At 64.8% G+C, this 23,261-nt stretch carries 21 protein-coding genes; 8 read left to right on the top strand and 13 right to left on the bottom strand.

The features are described 5' to 3' along the window. Positions 1-2: 2 nt before the first annotated feature. The 6 genes from KGJ62_02210 to KGJ62_02185 form a co-directional block, all read right to left on the bottom strand. Positions 3-686, bottom strand: a complete 684-nt coding sequence (locus tag KGJ62_02210; protein ID MDE2125383.1) for a hypothetical protein — start codon at positions 684-686, stop codon at positions 3-5. Positions 687-1,290: 604 nt separating this feature from the next. Further along, on the bottom strand, positions 1,291-2,136 hold the full coding sequence (locus KGJ62_02205; GenBank protein ID MDE2125382.1) for a Fic family protein: 846 nt from the start codon (positions 2,134-2,136) through the stop codon (positions 1,291-1,293). 67 nt (positions 2,137-2,203) lie between these two features. Next, positions 2,204-2,485 carry a hypothetical protein gene (locus tag KGJ62_02200; protein MDE2125381.1) on the bottom strand — a complete coding sequence of 94 codons (282 nt, stop codon included), beginning with the start codon at positions 2,483-2,485 and terminating at the stop codon, positions 2,204-2,206. Between the two features lie 270 nt (positions 2,486-2,755). Further along, the gene (gene uvrC / locus KGJ62_02195; GenBank protein ID MDE2125380.1) at positions 2,756-4,606 is read right to left on the bottom strand and encodes an excinuclease ABC subunit UvrC; all 1,851 of its coding nucleotides are present in this window, start codon (positions 4,604-4,606) and stop codon (positions 2,756-2,758) included. A 716-nt stretch (positions 4,607-5,322) separates the two neighbouring features. After that, the gene (locus tag KGJ62_02190) at positions 5,323-5,601 is read right to left on the bottom strand and encodes a hypothetical protein (protein MDE2125379.1); all 279 of its coding nucleotides are present in this window, start codon (positions 5,599-5,601) and stop codon (positions 5,323-5,325) included. A 107-nt stretch (positions 5,602-5,708) separates the two neighbouring features. Beyond that, positions 5,709-6,317 (bottom strand): GIY-YIG nuclease family protein, encoded by a 609-nt coding sequence (locus KGJ62_02185; protein ID MDE2125378.1) that lies wholly within the window; start codon positions 6,315-6,317, stop codon positions 5,709-5,711. Between the two features lie 224 nt (positions 6,318-6,541). On the opposite strand from KGJ62_02185, the gene KGJ62_02180 reads away from it, so the two are divergent. Then, on the top strand, positions 6,542-6,844 hold the full coding sequence (locus KGJ62_02180) for an AbrB/MazE/SpoVT family DNA-binding domain-containing protein (protein ID MDE2125377.1): 303 nt from the start codon (positions 6,542-6,544) through the stop codon (positions 6,842-6,844). A 1,042-nt stretch (positions 6,845-7,886) separates the two neighbouring features. Here the strand turns inward: KGJ62_02180 and KGJ62_02175 are convergent. The 3 genes from KGJ62_02175 to KGJ62_02165 form a co-directional block, all read right to left on the bottom strand. Then, positions 7,887-8,939 (bottom strand): type I restriction enzyme HsdR N-terminal domain-containing protein, encoded by a 1,053-nt coding sequence (locus tag KGJ62_02175; GenBank protein MDE2125376.1) that lies wholly within the window; start codon positions 8,937-8,939, stop codon positions 7,887-7,889. 173 nt (positions 8,940-9,112) lie between these two features. Beyond that, entirely contained in the window at positions 9,113-10,435 is a 1,323-nt protein-coding gene (locus tag KGJ62_02170; GenBank protein MDE2125375.1) for a hypothetical protein, read from the bottom strand. Positions 10,436-10,486: 51 nt separating this feature from the next. Next, the gene (locus KGJ62_02165; GenBank protein ID MDE2125374.1) at positions 10,487-12,358 is read right to left on the bottom strand and encodes a redoxin domain-containing protein; all 1,872 of its coding nucleotides are present in this window, start codon (positions 12,356-12,358) and stop codon (positions 10,487-10,489) included. 303 nt (positions 12,359-12,661) lie between these two features. Between KGJ62_02165 and KGJ62_02160 the strand changes: the two genes are divergently transcribed. From KGJ62_02160 to KGJ62_02130, 7 genes are all read left to right on the top strand, one after another. Next, positions 12,662-12,856 (top strand): hypothetical protein, encoded by a 195-nt coding sequence (locus KGJ62_02160; GenBank protein ID MDE2125373.1) that lies wholly within the window; start codon positions 12,662-12,664, stop codon positions 12,854-12,856. Beyond that, the gene (galT, locus tag KGJ62_02155) at positions 12,849-13,826 is read left to right on the top strand and encodes a galactose-1-phosphate uridylyltransferase (GenBank protein MDE2125372.1); all 978 of its coding nucleotides are present in this window, start codon (positions 12,849-12,851) and stop codon (positions 13,824-13,826) included. The genes KGJ62_02160 and galT overlap by 8 nt, the downstream gene beginning before the upstream one ends. A gap of 72 nt (positions 13,827-13,898) precedes the next feature. Next, positions 13,899-15,434, top strand: coding sequence for a B12-binding domain-containing radical SAM protein (locus KGJ62_02150; protein ID MDE2125371.1), 1,536 nt, complete (start codon positions 13,899-13,901; stop codon positions 15,432-15,434). 39 nt (positions 15,435-15,473) lie between these two features. Further along, on the top strand, positions 15,474-15,671 hold the full coding sequence (locus KGJ62_02145) for a hypothetical protein (protein ID MDE2125370.1): 198 nt from the start codon (positions 15,474-15,476) through the stop codon (positions 15,669-15,671). Positions 15,672-15,701: 30 nt separating this feature from the next. Next, positions 15,702-17,495 carry a peptidase S8 gene (locus KGJ62_02140; GenBank protein MDE2125369.1) on the top strand — a complete coding sequence of 598 codons (1,794 nt, stop codon included), beginning with the start codon at positions 15,702-15,704 and terminating at the stop codon, positions 17,493-17,495. 166 nt (positions 17,496-17,661) lie between these two features. Then, on the top strand, positions 17,662-18,438 hold the full coding sequence (locus tag KGJ62_02135) for a ParA family protein (GenBank protein ID MDE2125368.1): 777 nt from the start codon (positions 17,662-17,664) through the stop codon (positions 18,436-18,438). Then, the gene (locus tag KGJ62_02130; protein ID MDE2125367.1) at positions 18,416-19,264 is read left to right on the top strand and encodes a ParB/RepB/Spo0J family partition protein; all 849 of its coding nucleotides are present in this window, start codon (positions 18,416-18,418) and stop codon (positions 19,262-19,264) included. Before KGJ62_02135 ends, KGJ62_02130 begins: the two co-directional genes overlap by 23 nt. Here the strand turns inward: KGJ62_02130 and KGJ62_02125 are convergent. The 4 genes from KGJ62_02125 to KGJ62_02110 form a co-directional block, all read right to left on the bottom strand. Further along, positions 19,261-19,968: an endonuclease/exonuclease/phosphatase family protein gene (locus KGJ62_02125; GenBank protein ID MDE2125366.1), complete on the bottom strand. Its 708-nt coding sequence runs from the start codon at positions 19,966-19,968 to the stop codon at positions 19,261-19,263. The genes KGJ62_02130 and KGJ62_02125 overlap by 4 nt on opposite strands. Positions 19,969-19,992: 24 nt before the next feature. Beyond that, positions 19,993-21,249, bottom strand: a complete 1,257-nt coding sequence (locus tag KGJ62_02120) for an adenosylhomocysteinase (protein ID MDE2125365.1) — start codon at positions 21,247-21,249, stop codon at positions 19,993-19,995. 115 nt (positions 21,250-21,364) lie between these two features. Then, entirely contained in the window at positions 21,365-22,135 is a 771-nt protein-coding gene (locus tag KGJ62_02115; protein ID MDE2125364.1) for a TrmB family transcriptional regulator, read from the bottom strand. A gap of 105 nt (positions 22,136-22,240) precedes the next feature. Further along, positions 22,241-23,254, bottom strand: a complete 1,014-nt coding sequence (locus tag KGJ62_02110) for an NDP-sugar synthase (GenBank protein MDE2125363.1) — start codon at positions 23,252-23,254, stop codon at positions 22,241-22,243. Positions 23,255-23,261: the final 7 nt, after the last annotated feature.

The following is a 23,261-nucleotide window of genomic DNA, read 5'->3' as shown; positions in this document are numbered from 1 at the left end:
CGCTAGGACGCCGGCAGCGATGCGCCGGAGATTTTGGCCAGCGCGCGCCGCCAGGCACTCCGCTCGGGACCCATGGGCTCCGAGCTGTGGTTGAAATCGCATTTGCGCACGTATTCGCCCAACTCGGCCTCGAGTCGGCTCAATCGCGCCGACTCATCCACCGACAGAAATGAACGCGCCGGTTCTGCGGCGGCATTGAAGACGGCGGCGAGGTGCCGACCGCATAGTCCGCCGCCGAGAGCATACCGCTCGCGGAGGGCCTCATCCGCCAGCGCCGCGCCTAAACCGGCGCAGAGTCGAACAGTGTCGGCATCCTCGGCAAGGCACTCGGTACATGGCTCGACACGCAAACGGTGCGCCGTCCGGCGAATAGCGAGCTGGCGCTGTATCGCCGCAGCGATATCCTGGTAGATCAGCGCCACGCCGAGTGCAGCGCCCAAATCTGAGGCCCTTTGCGCATGGCGGGCGCAAAACCCCCAGGATGATCGCAGGGCAGTGCGCACGGCGGTATCGCAGACCTCCTCGGCAAACAACTGTCTTAGCCGGCCCGACGAGGCGGCATCAACACGCGCGCACACGCTGCATCCGGGTTCGCCCACCAGAGCGAGAAATGCGTGATACAGCGCATGACGATCGGAATCATACGCCGCTGCGGCGGATCGCCTGCTATGGGATGGGTGCTGCATGTGCGGTTTCTGCGGATAATCGCGAGAACGTCTCCGGCAGCAAAACGGCCCCCGGAAGCGCGTTCCCGCGGAACAGCCTCCAGGAGCCATCAGCTCAACATGAGCGGTTCAGGCACAGGCCCCGGCGGTCTCCATCGCCTTAAAAGGTTCACTAGGTTTCAGTAGTCTACCCGAAGCTTGACGACTGGGGGCGGGTGCGGGGCCGGCCGAGTGGCGCCCTTCCGACAGGCTAAAAGTTGCGCGAAGCCGTGCCGCCCGACCTCAGCAGCGGCCGAGGCTGACCTGTATCCACGTCGCGGTTTCCGCAGGCAACGTTTCGTCCGAGGCGACACTGCCGCTGGCCCGCGGAACGGTCCGGTGACGCTTCGCCGTGGTGCTGCCATCTTCAACGCATGCATATAACCAGGCGCGGTTCGACCGTACCACGCTAATCGCTGCACCGCGTCCCTGGCGATCCTGCCTCGCTCGTGCGGTCAGTCTCGTTTCGTCAGACACGTCGGTCCCGCCTCTCGCTTGGCCCCAAGAGACCGTCACGCAGAGCCGAGTTAACCGCTGCGCGGCCTCGGCCCGCTCAGGGCGGCCATGGTGAACGGCCGATTACGCCTCAAACGTTTCCGGCGGCCGGCTCTGTTTCCGCAGCGTCCTGCGTCCGCCTTCGCGCCTGCCACGACCGCAGAATATCAAGGTTCGCACCGTATCCGGTTGCCGAAGGCACCAACAGTTGCTCACGGCACATCGCCGCGACGTCTCGCGAGAGCGTCCTCGGACCAACGGTCGCATAGAGCTGCGCGAGGCGCGGCGTCAACTCTTGAATGGCCGTCAAGGCAACGAAGTTGGGGCCCTCCTTGCGCGCGAGTACGAGCAGCAGATCGCGGCGCCGGTCGTTCGCCGCGGACCGGCGGTTCCGGAACTGTGAATAGACGTAGTCCCGCCACGATCGCACGAGCTGCCATCGCCAGACCATGGCCAGCTGCTCGTCAAGACCATCTACGAAGCCCCGGGCGGCGTACAGGAGAAAGGGCAACGGGCCCTCGCGGCTCGACCTGGACAGTTCCCGGTAGTACTGCGAGCGGGTTTTGTTATAATGGTTGCTTAGCAATTGCGCGGCCGGCATCGGAACGCCTGCAGCCAGCAGAACCTGCACCTCAAGCAGGCGAGCCGTCCGGCCATTTCCGTCACCGAATGGGTGAATCCAGACCAGATAGAGGTGCGCCAGTACTGCACGAACAACGCCGAGCAGCACCCGGTTTCGATCCGACGGCATGAATTCCGGCGCATTAAGCCAATCGCACATTTGCTTTAACAGAAATGGGCAACAGCGTCGTGGCGCCCCGGAGTAACCAGCCACTGCCACTTCATGCGTCGATATTTCGCCCGGTCTTACCCCATCCGCCAGCTCAAGATCCAAAAGGGCGTCGATGTTGAACTGAAAGATGCGTAACGTCGTCATCAGACCGAACCCGGGCGTATCAACGTCCTTCAGAAGCCCATTGCACGCCCGTACGATTTTGTCAACTTCAATACCGAACTACTCGCGGGATGGTGCCCTCAAGCCGTGCCGACACCTCCTCCTCGGTAAGTGTGTTACCTTCTATAGCTGTGGTGGCGAGCACACCTTTTGCCAGGTAGATCCGGTTCAGTACCCTCGCATCTTCGGGCGGAAGGAGTACGGTTGCCAACTGCTCACATTTCGCCTTTACTTCGCCGAGCAACTCCCAAAGATCCCACCGGGCGTGGGCCAGGTCGATCTCGAACGTCAAATGCGGGTGCGTCCGCAGATAGGCGCGCGTGTTGTCCACGGATTCACTCCAGACTTGGCAGCCTGCGCACACAATCCCTCTCGTAAACTCGCCATCCTTCGCTAACGCTATACCCTAGACCGGTCCGCAGCGTGTCAACGCATCTGTCCAGCAATGTGTCAGCCGGATCGCCACGGCTAGCGCGCGAGCCGTTTGCCGATCGATGTGAATGAGCAGGCGCGTGTTCTCTCCGCTCGCTTGCCTGGCACAGAGTTGCGCACGGCTTGGCGATATGCCGAGGCGCCCGCAAACGAGGACCCCGCAAGCGAGCTACGTTCCGGCAACCGGGTCGCCATGCAGGTAGTCGTAGACCACCTCGGCAATCTTCAGGCTCATGCCCGGCACGGCGGCAAGTTCGGCCAGCGACGCCTCCCGCATTCGCCTGAGGCTGCCGAAATGGACATGGAGACCGCGGCGCCGCTTGGGACCGATGCCGGGAATCTCGTCCAGCACCGAGCGGGTTTGCCGCTTGCTGCGCAGGTTCGCCTGATAGGTGTTGGCGAAGCGGTGCGCCTCGTCGCGAATGCGCTGCACCAGGAATAGCGCCTGTGAGGACCGGCCCAGGATCACAGGCGCCGCGCTGTGCGCCAGGTAGAGGTGCTCATGCTGCTTGGCCAGCCCGGCCAGAGGCGTGGAGATGCCGGTCTCCTCCATAGCCAGAAGCGCGCTGCTCACCTGCCCGCGGCCCCCGTCCACAATCAGCAGATCGGGCAGCCGGGCGAATTTGGCGTTGCCGGTTTTCGACTCGTTGAGCCGCCGGGCGATTACTTCACCCATCATCGCAAAGTCGTCCGGGCTCTCGTCGTGCTCGCGGATGCGGAAGCGGCGGTACTCCGATTTGGCCATCTCGCCGGCTTCGCACACCACCATCGAGGCCACCGGGTTCCGGCCCTGCGTATTCGAGATGTCGTAACACTCGATGCGCTGCGGCGCGCCGGAGAGTCCCAGCGCCGCGCCGAGCTCCTCCAGCGCGCCCGCGGTACTGCGAAACCGTGCCTCGCGTTCGGCGCGAAGTTGATCCAGCGCCTGCCCTGCATTCTCCGCAGCCATCTCCACCAGCCGCTTCTTGTCACCACGCACGGGGACGCACAACTCTACCTTGCGCCCGCGCTTTTGCCGCAGCCACGATTCGATGATAGTGTGCTCTTCCATCTCGCACGGCAGCAGGATCTCCTGCGGCACATACGCTGCCTTCTCGTAGTACTGCTTCACAAACTCCTGAACCAGCTCGGGTTGGGTGTCGTCGCCGGCGCCGTCCAGCAGAAAGTGGCTCTGGCCCAGCAGCTTGCCGCCGCGTATGAAGAACATCTGGACGCAGGCGCCGGTACTGCCGGCAGGATCCTCGACGAGTGCGATCACGTCCTGATCGATCACCTCGGAGGTCAGCACTTTCTGGCGCTTCAGCACCTCCTCAACACCCAGAACCCGGTCGCGCAGCCGGGCCGCCAGCTCAAACTCTTCGTTGGCGGCAGCCTGCTCCATCTGCGCGCGCAGTTCGCGCACCACGCCTTCCTCGCGACCACTCAGGAACTCATCCACGTCGCGCACCGCGGCAGCGTACTCGGCGGCATCGGCCAGCCCGGCGCACGGCGCGAGGCACTGGTGCAGGTGGTAGTAGAGACACGGTTTCTGCACCGGCGTGCCATCAAACTTCTTGCCGCAGGCGACCAGCGGAAAGAGCCGCTTCACCACATCCTGCGTGGCGTGCACCGCCTTGCTGCTCGGAAAAGGCCCGTAGTACCGGTTTCCATCCTGACGCGCTCTCCGCACAAAGATCAGTCGCGGAAACGGCTCGGTCACCGTCAGGCACAGGTAGGGATACTGCTTGTCATCGCGCAGGCGGATGTTGTAGCGCGGCTGGTGCCGCTTGATCAGCGTGCACTCCAGCACCAGCGCTTCAAGTTCGCTGCTGGTGACAATCACCTCAAAATCGGTGATGTGCGCCACCAACCGCGACGTTCGTGGCGTGTGTCGCGCGCCAACCCGAAAGTACGACCGTACCCGGCTGCGCAGGCTGACGGCCTTACCAACGTAAAGGATCGCGCCGGACGCGCCTTTGAACAGGTAGCAGCCCGGGCGCGCCGGAAGCGCAGAGAGTTTTTGCTGCAGCAGATCGGGCATCGGGATTCGTCGCGTTATTATGACACCCGGTTGTACGCGCCAGGAACCACCGACCACGCAGCGAGCGCAATGCCCAGACAACCCAGAACGGACACACCTGTTACTCTTTGTGTCTCATCTATGGGCTAACCGCAGTGAGACAGAGGTGGTCGGAGCAACCCGATCCACCCACAGTCGCCAGGGAAGGCGAACATTGACCTTGCCCTTTAACCCGTTTTCCTTTTCGTGGCGCTGCGGACCAAGCGGCCGATTCCCGCGGCAAGGCGTACGTGAAACGGAAACCGCAACCCGGTGCTCATCACGCGCAGGGCCTCTACGGCCGATTGGCGGTGGTCCAGCACCCATTCGTGGGCCCCTGGCTGCGTATCCGCAGTGAACACCCGCAGAGAGGCGTCGCAGTACGAGATCGCCTTCCGCCGGTGCGTTCCGTGCGGGTGGATTCTCGAGTTGCTCTGCACCAGCGCCCGGCCCTATCCGAACTGGTTTCAGGAGCAGCGCCCAAGCGGCTGGCAAACGCGCTCCTGCTGAGCGAGCGGGTATGGTTAGCAGATAACTGGACCGCTAATTGACTGTGGCTGCAGACAACTGGAGGATTTCGAAATGAGACGACATGCGATATTGGCACTTCTATCGTTTGGCGTGGCGGTGGGCGGGGGACCAAGCCTGGCGGCGCCGCCCGGACGGGTACGCACGGCCAAGGCCGCCATCCAGCTGATCTACAACGCGCAAAACGCGGCGATGGCAGCGCGCAACATAAAAGGCGTAATGTGGCACCGCGCGCCTGCATACTCGGTAACGCTGCCAGGCGGCCAGGTGAGCACACGGGCACAGGTGCAGAAGCACTTTGAAGGCGGGATGAAGAGCGTGAAGAGCCCGCACTCCGTAACCACAATTGCCGCGTTTATCTTGCACGGGAATACGGCCACGGTCGTGATGGACCAACGGTTTACCGCCACCATGTTGCCGGGCCACGGCCCCTCCGGCAAAGTGGCCATCCACAATCGCAACCGCGACACGTGGGCCCATACCCGGAACGGATGGATGTTGGAGCATAGCACAATGCTCAAGCAGGATATTACGCTTAACGGAAAGCCGATGCGCTTTAGTGCGCCTCCGCCCGGAAGTACGTCCGGCCCGCATGCCGCCGCCCCAGCCGGCAGCGCCCGCCAGCGGCCACGCCGGAGCCGTACGCACGAACCACGTTGACGGTACGGAGGTGTACGGGATACCACCAGGTCCGTCCCGAAGTGGCCACCGCTGCCGCCACTTTAAAGACATCCTGCGTGGGGTGCACCGCCTTGCTGCTCGGAAAAGGCCCGTAGTACCGGTTTCCATCCTGACGCGCTCTCCGCACAAAGATCAGTCGCGGAAACGGCTCGGTCACCGTCAGGCACAGGTAGGGATACGGTTTGTCATCGCGCAGGCGGATGTTGTAGCGCGGCTGGTGCCGCTTGATCAGCGTGCACTCCAGCACCAGCGCTTCAGGTTCGCTGCTGGTGACAATCACCTCAAAGTCGGTGACGTGCGCCACCAACCGCGACGTTCGTGGCGTGTGTCGCGCGCCAACCCGAAAGTACGATCGTACCCGGCTGCGCAGGCTGACGGCCTTACCAAAGTAAAGGATCGCGCCGGACGCGCCTTTGAGCAGGTAGCAGCCCGGGCGCGCCGGAAGCGCAGAGAGTTTTTGCTGCAGCAGATCGGGCATCGGGATTCGCCGCCCGATTATGACGCCCGGTTGTATGCGCCAGGAACCACCGATCAAGGAGCGAGCGCAATGCCCCTGACAACCGTGATCAACCGTGCGCCGGTTCGATGCCGCAAAGGCTGCTCCTGCCCCTTGAAACAGTGAAGGGCTTCCCACCCAAAGGATCCTCTTGCAGACTTGGCCGAGATATGCCGGAATCTCAGTAATACTGAATATCAGGAGTATGGGACATGAATCGACCGCACACAGAGACCAGCAAGATCGGGAAGCGTGGCGTCCTCACCATTCCCGCTGCAATGCGTAAGCGCTTTGGTCTGGCCGATGGCTCTCTCGTGATAGCTGAGGAGCGCGAGGATGGCATCTTGCTCCGGCCCGCCGTTGCGACCGCTGTTGAACTTTACAGCGACCAACGCTCTGCCGAGTTCTTGCTTTCAACCGCGACGGATGCCAAAGACTACGAAGCGGCCCGTCAGGAGGTCCTGGCGATGGGCCTCGATCCGGACAGGATTCCTCACCGTAAACCAGCCGGATGATTCGGGTTTTCCTGGACGCGAATATCCTTTTCTCCTGCGCGTTCAGAGAAGGAATACTCAAGCAATTAACAGGAGCTATCCGGCTGCAAATAACCTGAGACGCAAGAGAGTATCGCTTTCTGTGTCTCACACATGCGGGTAACCACAGCGAGACAATATCGGTCGGATCCATCGGATCGGTCAAATCAGTTCCAGATTCCGGAATTGCGACCGTGTGTGTAGCCGGCCGGAGACACGCCTCATTTGTGCGTTCGCCGCTGAACCGACACCTCACGGGCGGCTGGCGCTGTTTGAGCAGCGGCGGCAGCCACTGCCTGGCGGATTTCGGCGACTTCGGTGGTTAAGGGTTTCGTAATAACCTGGCGCCATGGCTCCAGCCGCCGCGCCTCGGGCGAGCCGAGCAGCATGCCCGCGGCATTCCTACTCGTGAGATCGATTTCAAGGAGGCTCCGGCCGGGCTCAGCGACCGGTACTCATCCGCGTAGCCGCCGATGCCCCAATGTCCGGCGTGATCGCTTGCTGGTATGTACCCCAATGCGATCGATCTTGCCGCGATCAGAGCGAACGACCTCAGGAACACGATGTACCTGCGGCCAACGACCGGCGCGGGGTCCCCCGCGTCCCGCGCGCCAACTCCCGAGCTGAAGTTCTCGGCCCACGGCAACCCCGCTCCGCCGTGAGCAATCTTCAATACGCAGGCAAGGCCACGAACCCCCTTGAACCCCCGTTCGACTTCAAAAAGAAACGTGGTGCCTTCGCCAAGCGGCCCGCGAGACTGGGGCGGGGAGTAATATTCGCCGAGCTCGGCGACGACGCGCCCTTGCGCAACCACGTCCGAGGCGTCCACAGCCTCCGTCAGGGCTACTGATGGGCCAGGGCAGTCGGCTACACACATGAGCGGATTCGGCGGTGGCGGCGGCGCGGGCAAGAACGGTACGGCCGCGCGTACGATTGCCGCCAACCCCAACCGGTCCGGCAACCACGAGGCAGAGTGATTTCGAAGGTCGCGGTATCTGGCGTGCGCGCTGCCGAGCCACCCGCGTCAGCCGTCCGGGTGACCGCCTTTTCGAATAAGTTCATCGAGCGCGACAATAATCTTATCGGCGTTAGCGGCGGAAACTCCACCCACTGCCAGGTTGGCGGGGACATTCCTGGCGCTCGGCACCGGGTAGTATCCCCGCCCGGCGGTCTCCGTCGACATGCGTAGGCTTCCGATTCGCGCATTCCTTACCGCGTCATATCCGCAGGACTCGCACGCCTCTGCCACCTTGGCACGCACCAGACTGTTCTTACTCACCTTTTCCTCGCTCGGCTCGACCGGTCGGAACCTGACGTTACCAAGCTCCTTGACCGACGGCGAACCACCTTTCAAGTCTTGCCATAGCGGCTTCACGCCCGCGAGAACCGGGATCAGTTCCTTCCGCAATTCCGTAGACAGCTTCGGGTTCAGTACCGCGTTAACTCGCTCCTCAATCTCCCGCGCGCGTTGGAGCCTGGGGCCCCTCCGCTGGGCAGCCTGGGCGAGCTTCCTCGCGGTTGCTACGGGGTCGTCCTCCAGAGTTTCGCGCGCCAACGTGGCCAGCGCCTTTGCCACGCCGAGAGCGCCGCCGCTCAGGTCGGCCTCCAACACTGGGGATCCGCACACGGCCTTGTATCGGCTCAGCTTCGTATGCTTGGTGTTAACCCAGAGCTGTGCTCGCGTGCCGTTGAACAGCAAGCCCAACGGCGCCTCCACCCCGTCGCAGTACCGCAGCAACTGCCCTGCGTGCTGCCCCAGTTCTTCGCCGGGCGCCTTGAGCTCGACGATCGCCGCGAACTCCTTGGCTCCCGCAGTAGGGCACAGACCGTAATCCGCTCTGCCGGTCACGGTGAAGGTCTTGATCGGGACTTGTTCGACCACGGTGGCCACGTCGTACCCCAAGAGTCCCAAAAGCGTAGGTTCGCCGGAACGCAGCGAGACACATTTCGCAAGTTCAGATTCCAAAGTAAGATACTGGTGGGCGCCAGCCACTACGTGGCCATTGGTAATCACGTTCCTGATTTCGGTAAGCCATTTGACAAGGTCACCAACCAGTTCCGATCCTTGACCGGGCATGCGTACCTCCGTAGTCGAGACGCTTATGCGGCCATTGTAGCACGTCAGAGCAGCCGTCGCGTCCGGGCGGCGACAGGCAAGAACTGGCGGCGGCGCGGGCTCCCCAGCGTCAAATCGCACGCCATTATACCGTTCCTGCCACCAACCGGTGCGCCAACCCAGAGCGCATCGCTCTACAGCGCCGACAGAAACGCGCACAGGTCGCGCTTATCGCGCGGCGTAAGGCCAATCGTGAACCGGCGGTCCAGCAAATCTACAGCATCCGGTATGCTCGCCGCGCAGCCGTTATGGAAATAGGGGGCACGGGCGGCCAGCCCCCGCAGTCCCGGAACCTTGAAGCAGTTCATATCGCGCCAGCGGCCCGTTACCAGCGCCCTACCCGGATCGCTGGTGGTGATCTGCTCCGCCGTACCGCGCCGCAGGAAGGTGTAGAGCGGCAAGTCGGCTGTTCGCAGCTCGGCCGAAGAGATGCCGACATCCATCAGCAGGCCAGCGCGCGAAGTGCCCACATCCGGCGCGTCGTGGCACGATGCACACGCGCCGTGCGACGGTCCACGGTAACCGTCAACGCCCCGGATGGCAAACCGGCGGCTATCGAAGATCACCTCGCCCCGCGCGATGCTGCGCCGCGCCGCTGAAATCGCGTCGCTGCCGGGCAGCCTGAGCCACGCGGCGTAGAGATCGAACCCGGGCGCCGATCGCCGCCAGTTTTCATGCGCCATTGCCGCCAGCAGAGCCGGGCCACCGCGCCCGCCGGCCGCATCCAGCGCTCCGACTGATCGCAGCGCCGACTGAGCGGCAAACAGACCCTCTTCAAACCCTACGATCCCCGTCACCTGGTGCCCGGACGGCGCCGTTAATTCCTGTGAATGGTCCCGCATGGCATCCAGGGCCTGGCGCTCGAGCGCCGGGCGGTCCACGCGGCCGCCTCGCCCGGTCTCGCGGCCGTCCCACATCAAGGTTGTCTCAAACGCCAGGTTCGCCACCGGCAGCGGGCGCCGGTACAGCGATAGGGCATTCGCGGAGGCGTAGCGCCAGGGATCATCGACCTTGACAAGCGTGAAGGAGGCGCCGGCCGGCATCGACCGCTGCATCCGGATCAGCCCCTTCTCCAGCAACAGGCTCGATGCCGCCCGCCGGGCCGCCGTGGAGAACCGATCGAGCGTGGGAGCATTGGTGCCGTCGATGGGAGAGAACAGAGGATCTACGGTCGAGCCGACACGGAACTCCGCCGACGCCATCACCGGCGTGATCGACCAATCGGCGCCGGCGCGGTGGCACGTGCCGCAGGCGCGCCCGCCCGGACCGAAAGCCTCGGCAAAAACCGCGGCATTCGCCGCGCCATGCGCTTCTACCGTGGCGATAGCGCCGTCCGAATCGGGCAGCGCGGCCGGCGGCGCGCCCGGCTGCAGCAAAGAGCCCGAGGCGGCGCACCACGCAGCCAGTAGAGCCGCAGCTGCGGCCAAACCAAAAAACGGGCGGCATCCAGAGAACATGCCGAACCATTCGACGCCGGTCGCGTGCCTGCCTCCTCACATACGGCGCAACTAAGGAGCGGCGGTGGCTCCGGCGCCCGGGGCTGCGGCAATGCCGCTCCGCGCCACATTCTCGCCATCCACGGTCAGCCCAATGAAGCAGAAATCCATCTCGTCGGTCGTCTGCTCTCCAAAGTGAACCAGCTTCGGAGGGTGCGATGGCTGCCTCGGGTTGTTCGCGGTGTTGTCGAACACCGCCTGCATATGCAGTACCGTGCCGGCAGGCAGCGCCGCCTCATGCTGAAGATAGTAGGTGGCCTGCCAGTTGAAATCCCAGTCGGCGATTGCAATCAGCCGTTCGGTGGCGCCACCCGGCAGCGTGGCCCATACCTTCATCGATTTGCCAAGCATGTGCATGTGCGGGAAGAGGCTGAGGATGTGTACGGCAACCGGCAAAGTCTGCTCCGCGTTCACGACCTCGTGCGGGTTGCCGGGTGGCAGATGGAGCATGAACTGGCCCAACGCGTCCACGTGAACCACCTGCCGTACCGGGCCATGGCTGAGGTAGAGCGCCACCTGGCTCCGATCGGTCTCTGGGCGACCATCTTTGTGGTAATGAACCTGCATCACCAGCACGGAGCCTTTGGGTATCCGGATCGCCACGCCCGGCGGCAGCATGCGGGCTGAACTGCCCGGAACCCACACATCGGCCCACTGTGCGTCGTAAACCCCGATGCCAAGGCCATCCACGGTGTAGCCTGGCTGCCGGCCGTGGCCATCCAGCTGCACAGCGGCGCCGCTGGGATCCACGTAGAGCAGAATGTGATGCACCACGGCGCGGTTCTGCGGTTGAAACGCCACTCCGGATAGATAGACGTCATGCGGAAATTGCATTGGCAGCACAAAGTTGCGGTACACATCCTTGCCGTCGGCCGCAAGATGGTATGGCGCGGATGGCTTCAACACTACCGAAGGCACGCCGAGCGTCCAGGCCGTCGGCGACGGATAGTGTGGCAGTGGCGGAACGGCAGAGGCTGAACCAAGTGGAGCGCCGCTGTCGGCCCAGCGCGCCAGAATCGCCTTCTGCCGATCGGTGAGCCCGCGCGCATCCCGGAACACGCCCCAGCCCGGAGTCGGCTTCCATGGCGGCATCACGTCCTGCTGCGTATAACTCTTGATCTGCTGCGCCCAGGTGCGAGCCTCCACATAGTCGGTCAGTGAAAATGGCGCCGACTCGCCCGGGCGGTGGCAGAGGGCGCACTTGTCGTCGAGAATCTGCGCGACCTGGCCGGAGTAGGTCGGTATGGCTCCGCCACGAGCCAGCGCGGCACGCTCGGCCGCCGAGGCGGCGGCAGGATGGAAGATGGCGCATCCGAGCGCCAGGGTGCGCGTCACACGCACCGCGGTTCCCGACAGCAGGTCGCCAACGGCGTCGGAGAGCCAGCGCTGGCTCACCTGCGCCGGATCGGTGTTGTCATCGATCCGTCCGATGTACCGGATCGCACCCGCGGAGTCGACCACCACGGCTTCCGGCGTGGCGGAAGCGTGCAGCATATCGGCCAGCCGGGTACCGCGATCCTTCACCACCGGCGCGGCGATCTGCCGCTGCCGGGCGTATTTGCCAAGCGCCGCCGCCGAATCGTCGATATTCGAATCGACGACAAAGCTCTGCACGCCCCGGCGACGCCACGTGGACGAAAGCTGCCGGATGCGCGGAATGTAGAGGTTGCTGATCGGGCACTGCGTGGAGATAAAGAAGAAGACGGTGGCGGGATGCCGGCGACATTCAGCGGCTGTGTAGTTATGACCCGCAAGGTCGCGCCATGTCGCCGTGGCAAACCCGCCGTCGGCCGCCGCGACGGGTACCCCGAGGCTGAATGCGGCAAGCACCGTGCTGGCCGCCAGAGCCGTGAAACCGTTCCTGAAAGCAATAGAAAACCGCATCGAGAGGCCCTTTCGCCGGCGGCGGCTGCGTGGCGGCCGGCGGCAAGGTCAGTCTACCGTCTTTCGACGTTGAGGAGCAAAGCACCGGTTTCGCAAAGTGCCCGCCGGCTCGACGCCAGGACGGCTGAATGTGGCGCCAGCCGCCGGCGCCGGTTCGCGCAAACCGCGCCGGGATCGTGTCCCGCGTCGGACACCGGCCGTCTCCTGTCGTGAACCGGCAGGTTACCATGCCGCGGTTTTGATGTACTCTGTTTGTGGTCTGCGCGATCGGCCGGCGGCGCGCTGGGGAACGAGGGAGGCTCGGTGGCACACGACAGGGCGGACGAGCAGCGCACAGAGCACGACGATGCGAGCGCCGTCGAGATGCGCGTTAAGCCGGTGCGGAAATGCGACGGACGCCGGCTGATCTACTTTCACTTTCCAGCCACGGCCACTCCCGCCCAGCGGGCAGCATTCGACTCGGCTGCCGATGAACCGCAGGCGGAGCCCGATGTCTGAGCTGCGCTGGCACCCGCTTCTGCAGGAGTGGGTGATAACGGCCACACACCGGCAGGAGCGCACCTTTCTGCCTCCCAAGGATTACGACCCGCTAGCGCCAACGGCGCCCGGAGGCGTACCCACCGAAATCCCGGCGCCGGATTACGAGATTGTGGTGTTTGAGAACCGCTTTCCCTCCCTGCGGGAGTCACCTCCCGAGCCGGCCGTCTGCGGCAGTGTGCTGGCACCCGTGCGTCCCGCCGACGGGGCCTGCGAGGTGATCTGCTACACGCCGGACTACGACGCCGAGTTCGCCACGCTGCCCGTAACACGAATCCGGGAGCTGGTGGAGGTGTGGGCGCACCGGTTTCATGAGCTTGGAAACCGGCCCGGCGTCCGGTACGTCTACATCTTCGAGAACAAGGGAAAAGAGATCGGCGTAACGCTTCAGCATCCGCACGGGCAGATCTACGCCTATCCCTTCGTGCCACCCACGCCTGCCCGCGAGCTGGCGTCGGCACGAGACTACTTTCAGCAGACCGGTGGCGATCTGCTCGGCGATCTTCTGAAGCAGGAACTTGAAGATGGCCGGCGCATTGTGACGCAGAACGAGCACTTTGCGGCCGTGGTGCCGTTCTATGCGCGCTATCCCTATGAACTGCATATCACCCCCACGGCGCCGCGAAGCGCCATCACGGAGTTCACGCCGGCGGAACGAGCCGCGCTGGCCGCTATCCTCAAGGAGGCCACCCTGCGGCTCAATCTCCTCTGGAACCGCTCGATGCCCTACATCATGCTGATGCACCAGCGTCCCACGGATGGCGAAAGCACACCGTGGTACCGGTTTCACGTAGAGATCTATCCGCCGTACCGCACGCCGCGCAAGCTCAAATACCTGGCCGGCTCGGAGGCCGGCGCCGGCGCCTTTATCAACGATACGCTGCCCGAGACGACGGCAGCCGAGCTTCGGGCCGTGCAGCCCGATGCATAACCTGACCGACTGCTGCAAGCCGCCCACGCCTGTCGTCAACCGTGGAGCGACAAGAAGCCAGGAGACTTCCTTGTGAAGAGATTCAGCAAAATCGTACTGGTAGAGCCCCGGGCGCCGGGCTACCACGTCTACAGCCGTGTCGCCCTGCCGCGCCTCGGCCTTCCGCAGCTGGCGGCGATACTCCGCCGGGCCGGCTACACCGATATCACCATCTACTGTGAGGATCTCGCGCCGGTCAATGTCGAGGATGTCTGCTCTGCCGACTTTGTCGGGATATCCACAACGACCTCAACCGCGATGGCCGCCTACAAGCTCGGCGCGCTCGTCAAGCAGCGAAATCCGAAGGCGGTGGTCGCCATCGGCGGTGTTCACGTCACCTTCATGCCCGAAGAGCCCTTCGACGGCGAGTTCTGCGCGCGCTGGGGTATCCAGCAGCCCGTCTGCGATCACGTGATTCAGGGCGAGGCCGAGCACCTCATCGTGCCGCTCCTTCAGGCCTGGGAAGATGGCGAACCGCCGGAGCGCGTGCTCGGCACCACGCTCCGCACCAGCTTCAGCGAGCGAATCGACGCCAGCAAGAGTGTCCAGGATATCGACAGCCTGCCCTTCCCCGAACTCACCTCCATCGTGGGCCGGGAGCGGATGAAGGTGGCGCCCATCGTCACCTCGCGCGGCTGCCCGTTCGACTGCACCTTCTGCTCGGTGATCGAGATGTTCAGCCAGAAAATGCGCTACCGCTCCATCGATCCGGCGGATCCACAGAGCGTCATCAGCGAAATGAAGCAGCTCCACCTGAACCGGATCAGCTCCGTCTTCTTTTATGACGACAACTTCAATGCCTACAACAAGCGCACCAAGCAGCTGCTGGAGAATATGATCCGCGCGGATGTGGTGCCTCGCGCGTGGACCGCACAGGTGCGCGCCACCGAGATCGTGCGGGATCGCGAACTGCTCGAACTGATGCTCCGCACGAACTGCCACATGCTCTATCTGGGCCTCGAGTCGGTGAATCAGGCCACGCTGGACGAGTACAACAAGAAGCAGAGTGTGGAGCAGATCGTCGACGCCATACGCATCCTCAAGGAGTACGGTATCCGCGCCCACGGAATGTTCGTCTTCGGCGCAGATGGCGACACCCCGGATGTACTGAGGCATACCGCGGATTTCGCGATCAGGAACGATATCAGCACGGTTCAGTTCATGATCCTCACGCCGCTGCCCGGCACGCGCTACTTTCAGCAGCTGCATGATCAGGGCCGCATCTTTGACTATGACTGGAACCGGTACGACGCTCACCATACCGTCTACTGGCCGAAGAACATGAGCCCCTACGAGCTGCAGCGCGAAACCTTTGACGCCATGCGGCGCGTCTATCGCATGGGTCGTGTGGTGAGGCCCATCTTCCAGGGAAATGTGCTCTCGGCATTTTTCCGGATGTATGGCCATAATCTCATCCGCAAGCATGATATGAAGACGGCCGACTACCTGCCGACGCTGCCGAAAACCGTCATGCCGGAGGCCTCCTGGATCGAGGCCGAGCCGGTTAAGCCGGTCGCTATCACCGTGAAGGCTAAGGCGGAAGGGCTCCGCGAACCGGTGTCCACGTAGGGCCGGCCATCGCCGGCGGAACAGAGAGGAGCGCTGACCGTGAGCAAAGTATCCCCGGAGGACCGAAAGCGGCTGGATGACGAAATCCGCCGGCGCGGGCTGAATGAGTACGGCGACCCCAAAGGCACCACGTACGCCGGCGGCACGCCGCTGTTCGACGAGCGCACCGGAGCCACCACCGACCGTTATGAGTATATTGTGAGCCGCCATCGCGACTGGCTGCCGCAGAAGAAGTAGTCCGGCGCAGGCCGCAGGCGAGGTGAGAAGATGCCATCATCGATGAGGCGCGAGGCCGGCCGTTATCTCTGGACCAGGCGTTTGGTGACGCTCGTCTGGATGGCTGCGGCGGCTGCAGTTGTGCTTCCCACCGCGCTGCGCCATAAGCAGCGCCTGCGACCTCTGCCGGGTGAGAAGCTCTCCGCCTGGATTGTGCCGGGCCGCGTGGCCGTCCAGCTCCGGCACGGTGAAACGACGCACGATCTGCTGGGCATTGCCCGCCTCACCGGCGCGTCACTGGCGTGGGACGGTTCCCGCGGAGAGCAGCTTGGCGTCGCCGTTGCGACGGTGCCGCCCGGCGCTGCCGCCCTTCTGCTGCCCCGCCTGCGCCATGCGCCGGGGGTAGTTACTGCTGACCGCGTGCACATCTTCGCCGCCCCGCCGGGCGAAATGCTCGGAGAAGACGAGGCCGCTGCGCCGCCGCCGGCGACGGGCAATGCGGCATGGTCTCCCAACGATCCCCGCTATAGCGAACAGTGGAACTTCCGTATGCTCCATGCCGAACAGGCCTGGTCGCTAACGCGCGGCAAAGGCGCCGTGGCGGCGGTGATCGACACCGGCGTGGCCTCTGCCGATTCGGCGAAGGGCCGGCGAGCCGAGGATTTCGGCGCCACCCGGTTTGTGCCGGGCTGGGACTTTGTGCACGACGACAACACCCCATACGACGATAATGGCCACGGCACGCACGTCGCGGGCACCATTGCCGAGAGCACCGATAACGGAATCGGCGCGGCCGGTCTGGCTTTCCACGCGGCGATCATGCCCATCAAGGTACTCTCCGCGAGTGGCGGAGGCACTTCCGACGCCATTGCCGAGGGCATCCGGTGGGCGGCGGACCACGGCGCCAATATCATCAACATGAGCCTGGGAGGTCCGTTTCCCGACAAAGTGATGGAATCGGCCTGCAGATACGCCGAACGAAAGGGTGTCACCATTGTCTGCGCGGCTGGAAACTCCGGTCGCGAGGGCGTGGGCTATCCGGCGGCATTCCCGGGCTGCATCGCCGTCTCATCGGTGGGTCCCACGGGCAAATTGGCGGCATACAGCTCCTGGGGCAAGCAGGTGGCGATCGCCGCGCCCGGCGGCGATACACGGGAAAAAGGCGAGACCGGCGGCATCCTGCAGAACACCATTGTCGGAGGGCCGGACGGGGTTCGGTCCGATGGCTACTACTGGTTCCAGGGCACCTCGATGGCCTCTCCACACGTGGCGGCGGTGGCCGCGCTGCTGACGGCCGAGGGGATAAGCTCGCCCGGCGAGATTCGCGCCATTCGTGAGAAGAGCGCAGCGCCGCGCGGCGATCGCAAGCGGTATGGGGCAGGTCTGCTCGATGCCGGCGCCGCGGTCCAGCTCGCTCACGATGAAGGCGGCGGACGCTCCTTGCGGCTGGCGATTGCGCTCCTTCTTCTGCTCGGCTGCTGTGGGTACGCCCGGCTGGCGCGCCCGCGCGCCGCGTCATGGCTCGCGGTGCTTTCGTTCGGCGCCGGGCTCGTGGCGCCCGATATCGTCGCCGCGCTCCCGGCCGCATCCGCAGCCGCGCTTCTCGCCCAGGGCGCCCTGGCGCCGCTTGGTCTGCTCTGGCTCATCCATCCCCTTGACGGAGCGGAGCGGCGTATGGCCGGTTGGGCGGCTGCCGGAACCACCTCCGCACTGATGATGCGGGCAGCCCATGGAACGCTGCTGCTTCCGGCTCACGCGCCCGCAATTACCGTTCCTCTCTGGGTGGCGGCAAACCTCGCGATCGGCGTAACGCTCTTCGCATCGGGCCTGCGCGCCAAGCTTTAGTCGCGAGCGGCCAACACGCCCCGACAAACTCAAAACCCGGCATTCTGTGAGACGTTTGTCTCGCTATTCCGTCAGCGGCAGCGGAATGCGCCTCGCCGCAGCCGTTATTGTTCCCGCGCGTTCTATAATAGCTGGAGATTTGGGACCGAACTCCTTCGTCACCACCATGCCGCGCATCTTTGCCGTCGTCAATCAGAAGGGCGGGGTTGGCAAGACCACCACTGCCGTCAACCTCGCAGCATTTCTGGCGCTGGAGGGTGAGCGCGTGCTGCTTGCCGACATCGATGCGCAGGCCAACGCCACATCGGGCCTTGGCATCGCGCCGGTCGAGCGCTCGCCGGGCAGCTGGGACCTCCTCGTGGAGACCAGGCCGCTGGCCGACTGTATCCGCGCCACCAGCGTGCCGGGGCTGGATATCGTGCCCGCAACCATCGACCTGGCAGGCGCGGAGATCGAGATGGCCGCGAGGCCGGGACGCGAACTCGCCCTGCGCCATGCGCTGCGCGAGGCAGAGGGGCGGTACGACACCGTCCTGATCGATTCGCCGCCATCCCTCGGACTTCTCACACTGAACGCACTCGCCGCCTCCGGCGAAGTGATTCTGCCGGTGCAGACCGAATTCTACGCACTGGAAGGCCTCAGCCGCCTGCTGCAGACCATCCAGCTCGTGCAGCGGGGCATGAACCCAAGCCTGAAAGTCGGCCTCGTGCTGCTCACACTGTACGACTCCCGCACAAGGCTTGCGCAGCAGGTGGCAGCCGAGGTTCGCGCCTACTTCGGCGACGTCGTTTCGGCCACTACCGTGCCCCGAAGCGTACGGCTGAGCGAAGCGCCGGGACATGGAGTGCCGGTTGCGCTCTATGACCGCACCTCGCCCGGAGCCCGGGCCTATTCCGAAATCGCACGGGAGATACACCGCTATGGCAACACGCGCACTGGGTAAGGGTCTGGCCGCGCTGATCTCGGAAGCCGCGCAAGAGGGCAGCAGCCTGAAGGAGGTCGATCTGACCGCGATCGAACCAAACCCGTGGCAGCCACGAACCCAGTTCAATGCCGAGGCGCTGGCCGAGCTTGCCGCCAGCGTCAGGGAGCATGGAATCCTGCAGCCACTCCTCGTCACCCCGAAGCCGGAGGGCGGATACCTGCTGGTCGCCGGTGAGCGCCGCTTCCGCGCGGCTCAGGCGGCCGGGCTTATCCGCGTACCGGTTGCGGTGAAGAGCTGCACGCCGCAGGAGATGCTTGAGATCGCCCTCGTGGAGAACGTGCAGCGCGAAGATATCGGGCCGATCGAAGCGGCGCGCGCCTATCTTCGGCTCGCCGACGAGTTTGGCCTCACACAGGAGCAGATCGCCGGGCGCGTGGGCAAAAGCCGGGTCGCCGTGACGAATACGATCCGGCTCCTCAGCCTGCCGATCGAAGTCCAGGACGGGGTGGAAGGCCGCACGATCAGCGAGGGCCACGCCCGCGCGCTGCTCGGCGCTTCCGGCGACGCAGCCCAGACCCGCATCTTCCGGCAGGTGGTGCGGCGCGGACTCTCCGTCCGGGAAACCGAGCAGCTTGCGCGCGCAGCCGGCAGCCCGGCAGCGGTCGCGCCGCGCAGCCGGCCGGCCCCTTCGCCCGAGATCAAGTTCATGAACGAACAGCTCTCATCGCAGCTCTATACGCGGGTCCGCATACTGCCTGCCGGGCAGGGCGGGCGTATCGAAATCGACTACTTCGACCAGCGCGAACTCGAACGCCTCTTCGATATCCTCTCGCGCGCCGGCTAGAGGCGTCCGGCGGCGTCGGCCGTTTCACGTGAAACATCCACGCAGACCCCGAGATGGTCGGAGGCGCGGCCGCCAAACAGTTCCGGCGGTCCGGCCCGCAGCCCCTTCGAGATCAGGACGAGGTCGATGCGTGCAGCCGGCTGGTCGCTGGGCCAGGTGAGCGCCGCGCCGCCGACGTCCTGAAGCTCGCACCGCTCGATCAGCGAGGCGACGCCGGGCGCGTCCGGCTCTTCATTGAAATCGCCGCAGAGGACCACGGGGCCGGAGGTCTGCTGCACGATCGCCGCAAGCGCGTTGCCCTGCTCCCGCCTTGCCGCGCCGGTGAGGCCCCAGTGGGTGCAGAAGAGGATGAGCCGCCGCCGGCCGAAACCCGCGCCGATCCGCACCTCGAGCGCGCCACGCGGCTCGCCGCGACCCGGAAGCGCGTGCATGCGCACCTCGAGCGGCGCCTCGCGCAGGAGGATCCCCACGCCATAGGCGCCGATCAGGTAGGTGACGTTCGGCTGGAACGTGATGTGCCGGCCAAGGAGCTCGGCAATGCGCGCAGGCTGATCTTCGCCGCCACGCGCCACCGTCCGTTGGTGCAGCTCCTGCAGGCAGATGGCGTCCGCGCCCAGGGGACGCAGGGCCGAGGCGATCCGCGGCGTCGACCAGACGCCGTCGATGCCCCTGCTGCCCTGCGTGTTCCAGGTGGCGATCCGCATGTCGCTGCGTGTCCGAGCGTCGAACTAGGTGCCGACGTTCCAGGATGCCAGGTACTGCACCTGCTCCGCGGTGAGGGTGTCGATCTGGATGCCCATACTGGAGAGCTTGAGACGGGCGATCTCCTTATCGATCGCCTCGGGTACCGGATAGACCGTCTTTGTCATCGTGGCGGCGTTCTTTACCATATACTCGGCGCAGAGCGCCTGGTTGGCAAACGACATATCCATGACGGAGGCCGGATGCCCCTCTGCCGAGGCGAGGTTGATGAGCCGACCTTCTCCGAGGACGTAGAGCCGCCGGCCGGATGGGAGGGTGAACTCCTCCACAAACTCGCGCACCTGCCGCCGTGCGACTGCCATGCCGGCCAGCGCCTCCAGGTCGATCTCCACGTTGAAGTGGCCGGAGTTCGAGATGATGGCGCCATCCTTCATTTCGGCGAAGTGCTCGCCGCGCAGGACGTGGATATCGCCGGTGAGGGTGCAGAACTGGTCGGCGATCGGCGCAGCCTTCTCCATCGGCATCACGGTGAAGCCATCCATATTGGCCTCCAGCGCGCGAACCGGATCGACCTCGGTCACGATCACGTGAGCGCCATGGCCGCGCGCCCGCAGCGCAACACCGCGCCCGCACCAGCCGTAGCCGGCGACCACGAAGACGCTGCCTGCAAGCAGCCGGTTGGTTGCGCGAATGATTCCGTCCACGGTGCTCTGGCCGGTGCCGTACCGGTTGTCGAAGAGGTGTTTGGTGTCGGCATCGTTCACCGCCACAATCGGGTAGGCCAGCACGCCTTCCGCGGCCATCGCCCGCAGCCGGATGACGCCGGTCGTGGTCTCCTCCGTGCCACCCACAATGCCGTCGATCAGCTCCTTGCGCTCACTGTGAATTACGCCGACGGTATCGGCGCCGTCATCCATGGTGATCTGCGGATGGCTGTCGAGCACGGCATGGATATGCCGGTAGTAGGTGTCGTTGTCCTCGCCCTTTATCGCAAATGTGGCAATGCCGAACTCGCTGACGAGCGCGGCGGCGACATCATCCTGCGTCGAGAGCGGATTGGAGGCGCAGAGGTAGACCTCGGCGCCGCCCGCCTTCAGCGTGATCGCCAGGTTGGCCGTTTCGGTGGTGACATGCAGGCATGCCGCGAGCCGCATGCCCTGCAGCGGCTTTTCACGCTCGAAGCGCTCCTTGATCAGCCGCAGAACCGGCATCTCCATCTCCGCCCACTCAATCCGCAGCCGGCCCTTTGCAGCCAGCTTCAGGTCCTTCACGTCGTGCGGCAGCCGCGCAGGCGCCTCGAGCACGGTGTTATCGGGTGTCATACTCCATCCTTTCGGTTTCTCTCTCTCACACAGCTCCTGAATCGCCCTCCGGCCGCGCGCGACGCCACCGGGTTCCTCAGTGCCATGGCGCGGCGCCGGCCGCCGCCACAGCAATGAGCAGTTTCCGCTGCTTCTCTTCCTCAAAGTCAAGCCACTGCTCGCGCGTCATCTCAAAGGCGCCCGTCGCCGTCGCGGTCCGCCCGCGAGGCAGGAGCCTTGCCAGCGCCGCTGCCGCGCCCGCGCACTCGCCGCAGCAGGCTTCCATAGACGCGCCGGCGCCACTTCCAAGCAGCAGTCGGGCTTCGTCCACGACGAGCGCGATGCACCGCCCTTCCGGCGCCGCCGCATGAACCGCGACGGAGACACCGCGCCTGCGGCAGCCCGTCACAGCCGGCCGCAAGGCGAGACGGTACTCCGGCGAGGCTGCCACCAGCGCCGCGCGCGTCGCCCCATCCAGCATCCTTCCAGCCTGCTCGAGCACGGCGTCACGCCCGCACAGGCGCGTCATGCCGCCTGCTGCGGCAGCCGGCGCCTGCCGCAGCCGCAGCAGGCCCTCCTCCACCGCATCGAGATGGCGCTGCGAGCGGGCGCGCAAGCCTCTCAGGAACTCGTCGAGCTCTACCGCCGCATACTCCGTGTGACGAACGTCTCCCGAAATAACGGCAAAAACGGCGCCGCGACGCTCCAGGCGACGCAGCACTTCATAGATTTTGGCGGTGGGCAGGCCCGCAACCTGGGCGACCCGATAGCCGGTCGCCCTACCCAAAGGCAGCAGCGCCAGATAGGCCCGGGCCTCGTACTCTGTCCAGCCGAACTCCCGCAATCCCGAGAGTAGCTCGTGATCCATAGGTCTCTGTCGTTTCGATCCGTGCTTCACTACTGAGGTAGTTAGTAGTCTAGCACAGGCTGCCCCGCGACGTCAACCCCCCGTGCCCTTCGTCAAAACGGCAGATCAGCCGCCGGCGAGAATCTGACCCTCGTGCGACTGAGCCACAGTAGCGCCTGAACCGACCGCGCACGACTCCAGCTGAACCCCTTCGGCAACCCGCACGCCCGACCACAACACGGTCGAAGCAACACGGGCGCCGGCGTCAATCCGGCATCCATCTCCCAGCACGGTATCCGGGCCGATACATGCGCCCTCCGCAACGACACACTCTTCGCCAATGAGGACGGGAGCCTTGATCCGGGCGCCGGCCGCAACCTGCGCCGTTGACGCAATGCACACGCCGGCCGAGCTCTCCGCAACCGGAAGCCGGCACTGCATCCGCCCGCGCAAAAGATCGCTCTGCGACTGCCGGTAGACTTCCAGGTCACCGACATCCCGCCAGTATGCGCTGGTTGGATAGCCGCAGAGCTTCTTGCCGAGGCGCAGAATCTCGGGAAGCAGAAACCGGCCGAGCAGCGGCGCCCCCTCAGCCGGGATCAGGTCCAACAACTCGCGGTTGAAGAGGTAGATGCCGGTATTCGCCAGCTTCGACTTCGCCTCGGAGAGTGGGACCTTCTCCTGAAAGCCCACCACCACGCCGCGTTCGTCCAGCACCGCCACGCCGTATTGCGAAGTCTCTTCCACCGGTGAAAGCGCGATCGTGGCGTCAGCCCGGTTATCCCGGTGGTGCGCCAGGAACGCGGTCAGGTCGAGGTCGGTGAGGTCGTCACCGCCGATGACCAGTACAGGACCCTCCTGAAAGAAGCCGGCGGCGCGCTTCAAACTGCCGGCGTCCCCATAGAGGCGCTCCTCCGGCTGCCAGTGGATCGAGACGCCAAACGCCGATCCATCGCCGAAATGCTGCTCGATCTTATCGCCGAGATAGTGCAGGTTCACCCATAACTCTTTGAATCCGTGCGCCGCCAGCAGCTCGAGCAGATACGCCATCACGGGCCGGTTGGCTACAGGAACCATGGGCTTCGGCAGCTGGCTAGTGAGCGGGTGGAGGCGCGCGCCTACTCCCGCAGCCAGAATCATCGCGCGC

The sequence above is a fragment of the Armatimonadota bacterium genome (genome assembly GCA_028871815.1).
Taxonomy (GTDB): domain Bacteria; phylum Armatimonadota; class Chthonomonadetes; order Chthonomonadales; family Chthonomonadaceae; genus REEB205.
The sequence above is the reverse complement of the archived record's forward strand: the minus strand, read 5'-3'. Positions and strand labels throughout refer to the sequence as shown.

Excerpts from the sequence above, each read along its gene's own strand:
- KGJ62_02210 (MDE2125383.1), bottom strand. The coding sequence starts at position 686 with ATGCAGCACCCATCCCATAGCAGGCGATCCGCCGCAGCGGCGTATGAT.
- KGJ62_02205 (MDE2125382.1), bottom strand. The coding sequence starts at position 2,136 with ATGACGACGTTACGCATCTTTCAGTTCAACATCGACGCCCTTTTGGAT.
- uvrC (MDE2125380.1), bottom strand. The coding sequence starts at position 4,606 with ATGCCCGATCTGCTGCAGCAAAAACTCTCTGCGCTTCCGGCGCGCCCG.
- KGJ62_02190 (MDE2125379.1), bottom strand. The coding sequence starts at position 5,601 with ATGGCCACTTTGCCGGAGGGGCCGTGGCCCGGCAACATGGTGGCGGTA.
- KGJ62_02180 (MDE2125377.1), top strand. The coding sequence starts at position 6,542 with ATGAATCGACCGCACACAGAGACCAGCAAGATCGGGAAGCGTGGCGTC.
- KGJ62_02175 (MDE2125376.1), bottom strand. The coding sequence starts at position 8,939 with ATGCCCGGTCAAGGATCGGAACTGGTTGGTGACCTTGTCAAATGGCTT.
- KGJ62_02170 (MDE2125375.1), bottom strand. The coding sequence starts at position 10,435 with ATGTTCTCTGGATGCCGCCCGTTTTTTGGTTTGGCCGCAGCTGCGGCT.
- KGJ62_02165 (MDE2125374.1), bottom strand. The coding sequence starts at position 12,358 with ATGCGGTTTTCTATTGCTTTCAGGAACGGTTTCACGGCTCTGGCGGCC.
- galT (MDE2125372.1), top strand. The coding sequence starts at position 12,849 with ATGTCTGAGCTGCGCTGGCACCCGCTTCTGCAGGAGTGGGTGATAACG.
- KGJ62_02140 (MDE2125369.1), top strand. The coding sequence starts at position 15,702 with ATGCCATCATCGATGAGGCGCGAGGCCGGCCGTTATCTCTGGACCAGG.
- KGJ62_02135 (MDE2125368.1), top strand. The coding sequence starts at position 17,662 with ATGCCGCGCATCTTTGCCGTCGTCAATCAGAAGGGCGGGGTTGGCAAG.
- KGJ62_02130 (MDE2125367.1), top strand. The coding sequence starts at position 18,416 with ATGGCAACACGCGCACTGGGTAAGGGTCTGGCCGCGCTGATCTCGGAA.
- KGJ62_02125 (MDE2125366.1), bottom strand. The coding sequence starts at position 19,968 with ATGCGGATCGCCACCTGGAACACGCAGGGCAGCAGGGGCATCGACGGC.
- KGJ62_02115 (MDE2125364.1), bottom strand. The coding sequence starts at position 22,135 with ATGGATCACGAGCTACTCTCGGGATTGCGGGAGTTCGGCTGGACAGAG.
- KGJ62_02110 (MDE2125363.1), bottom strand. The coding sequence starts at position 23,254 with ATGATTCTGGCTGCGGGAGTAGGCGCGCGCCTCCACCCGCTCACTAGC.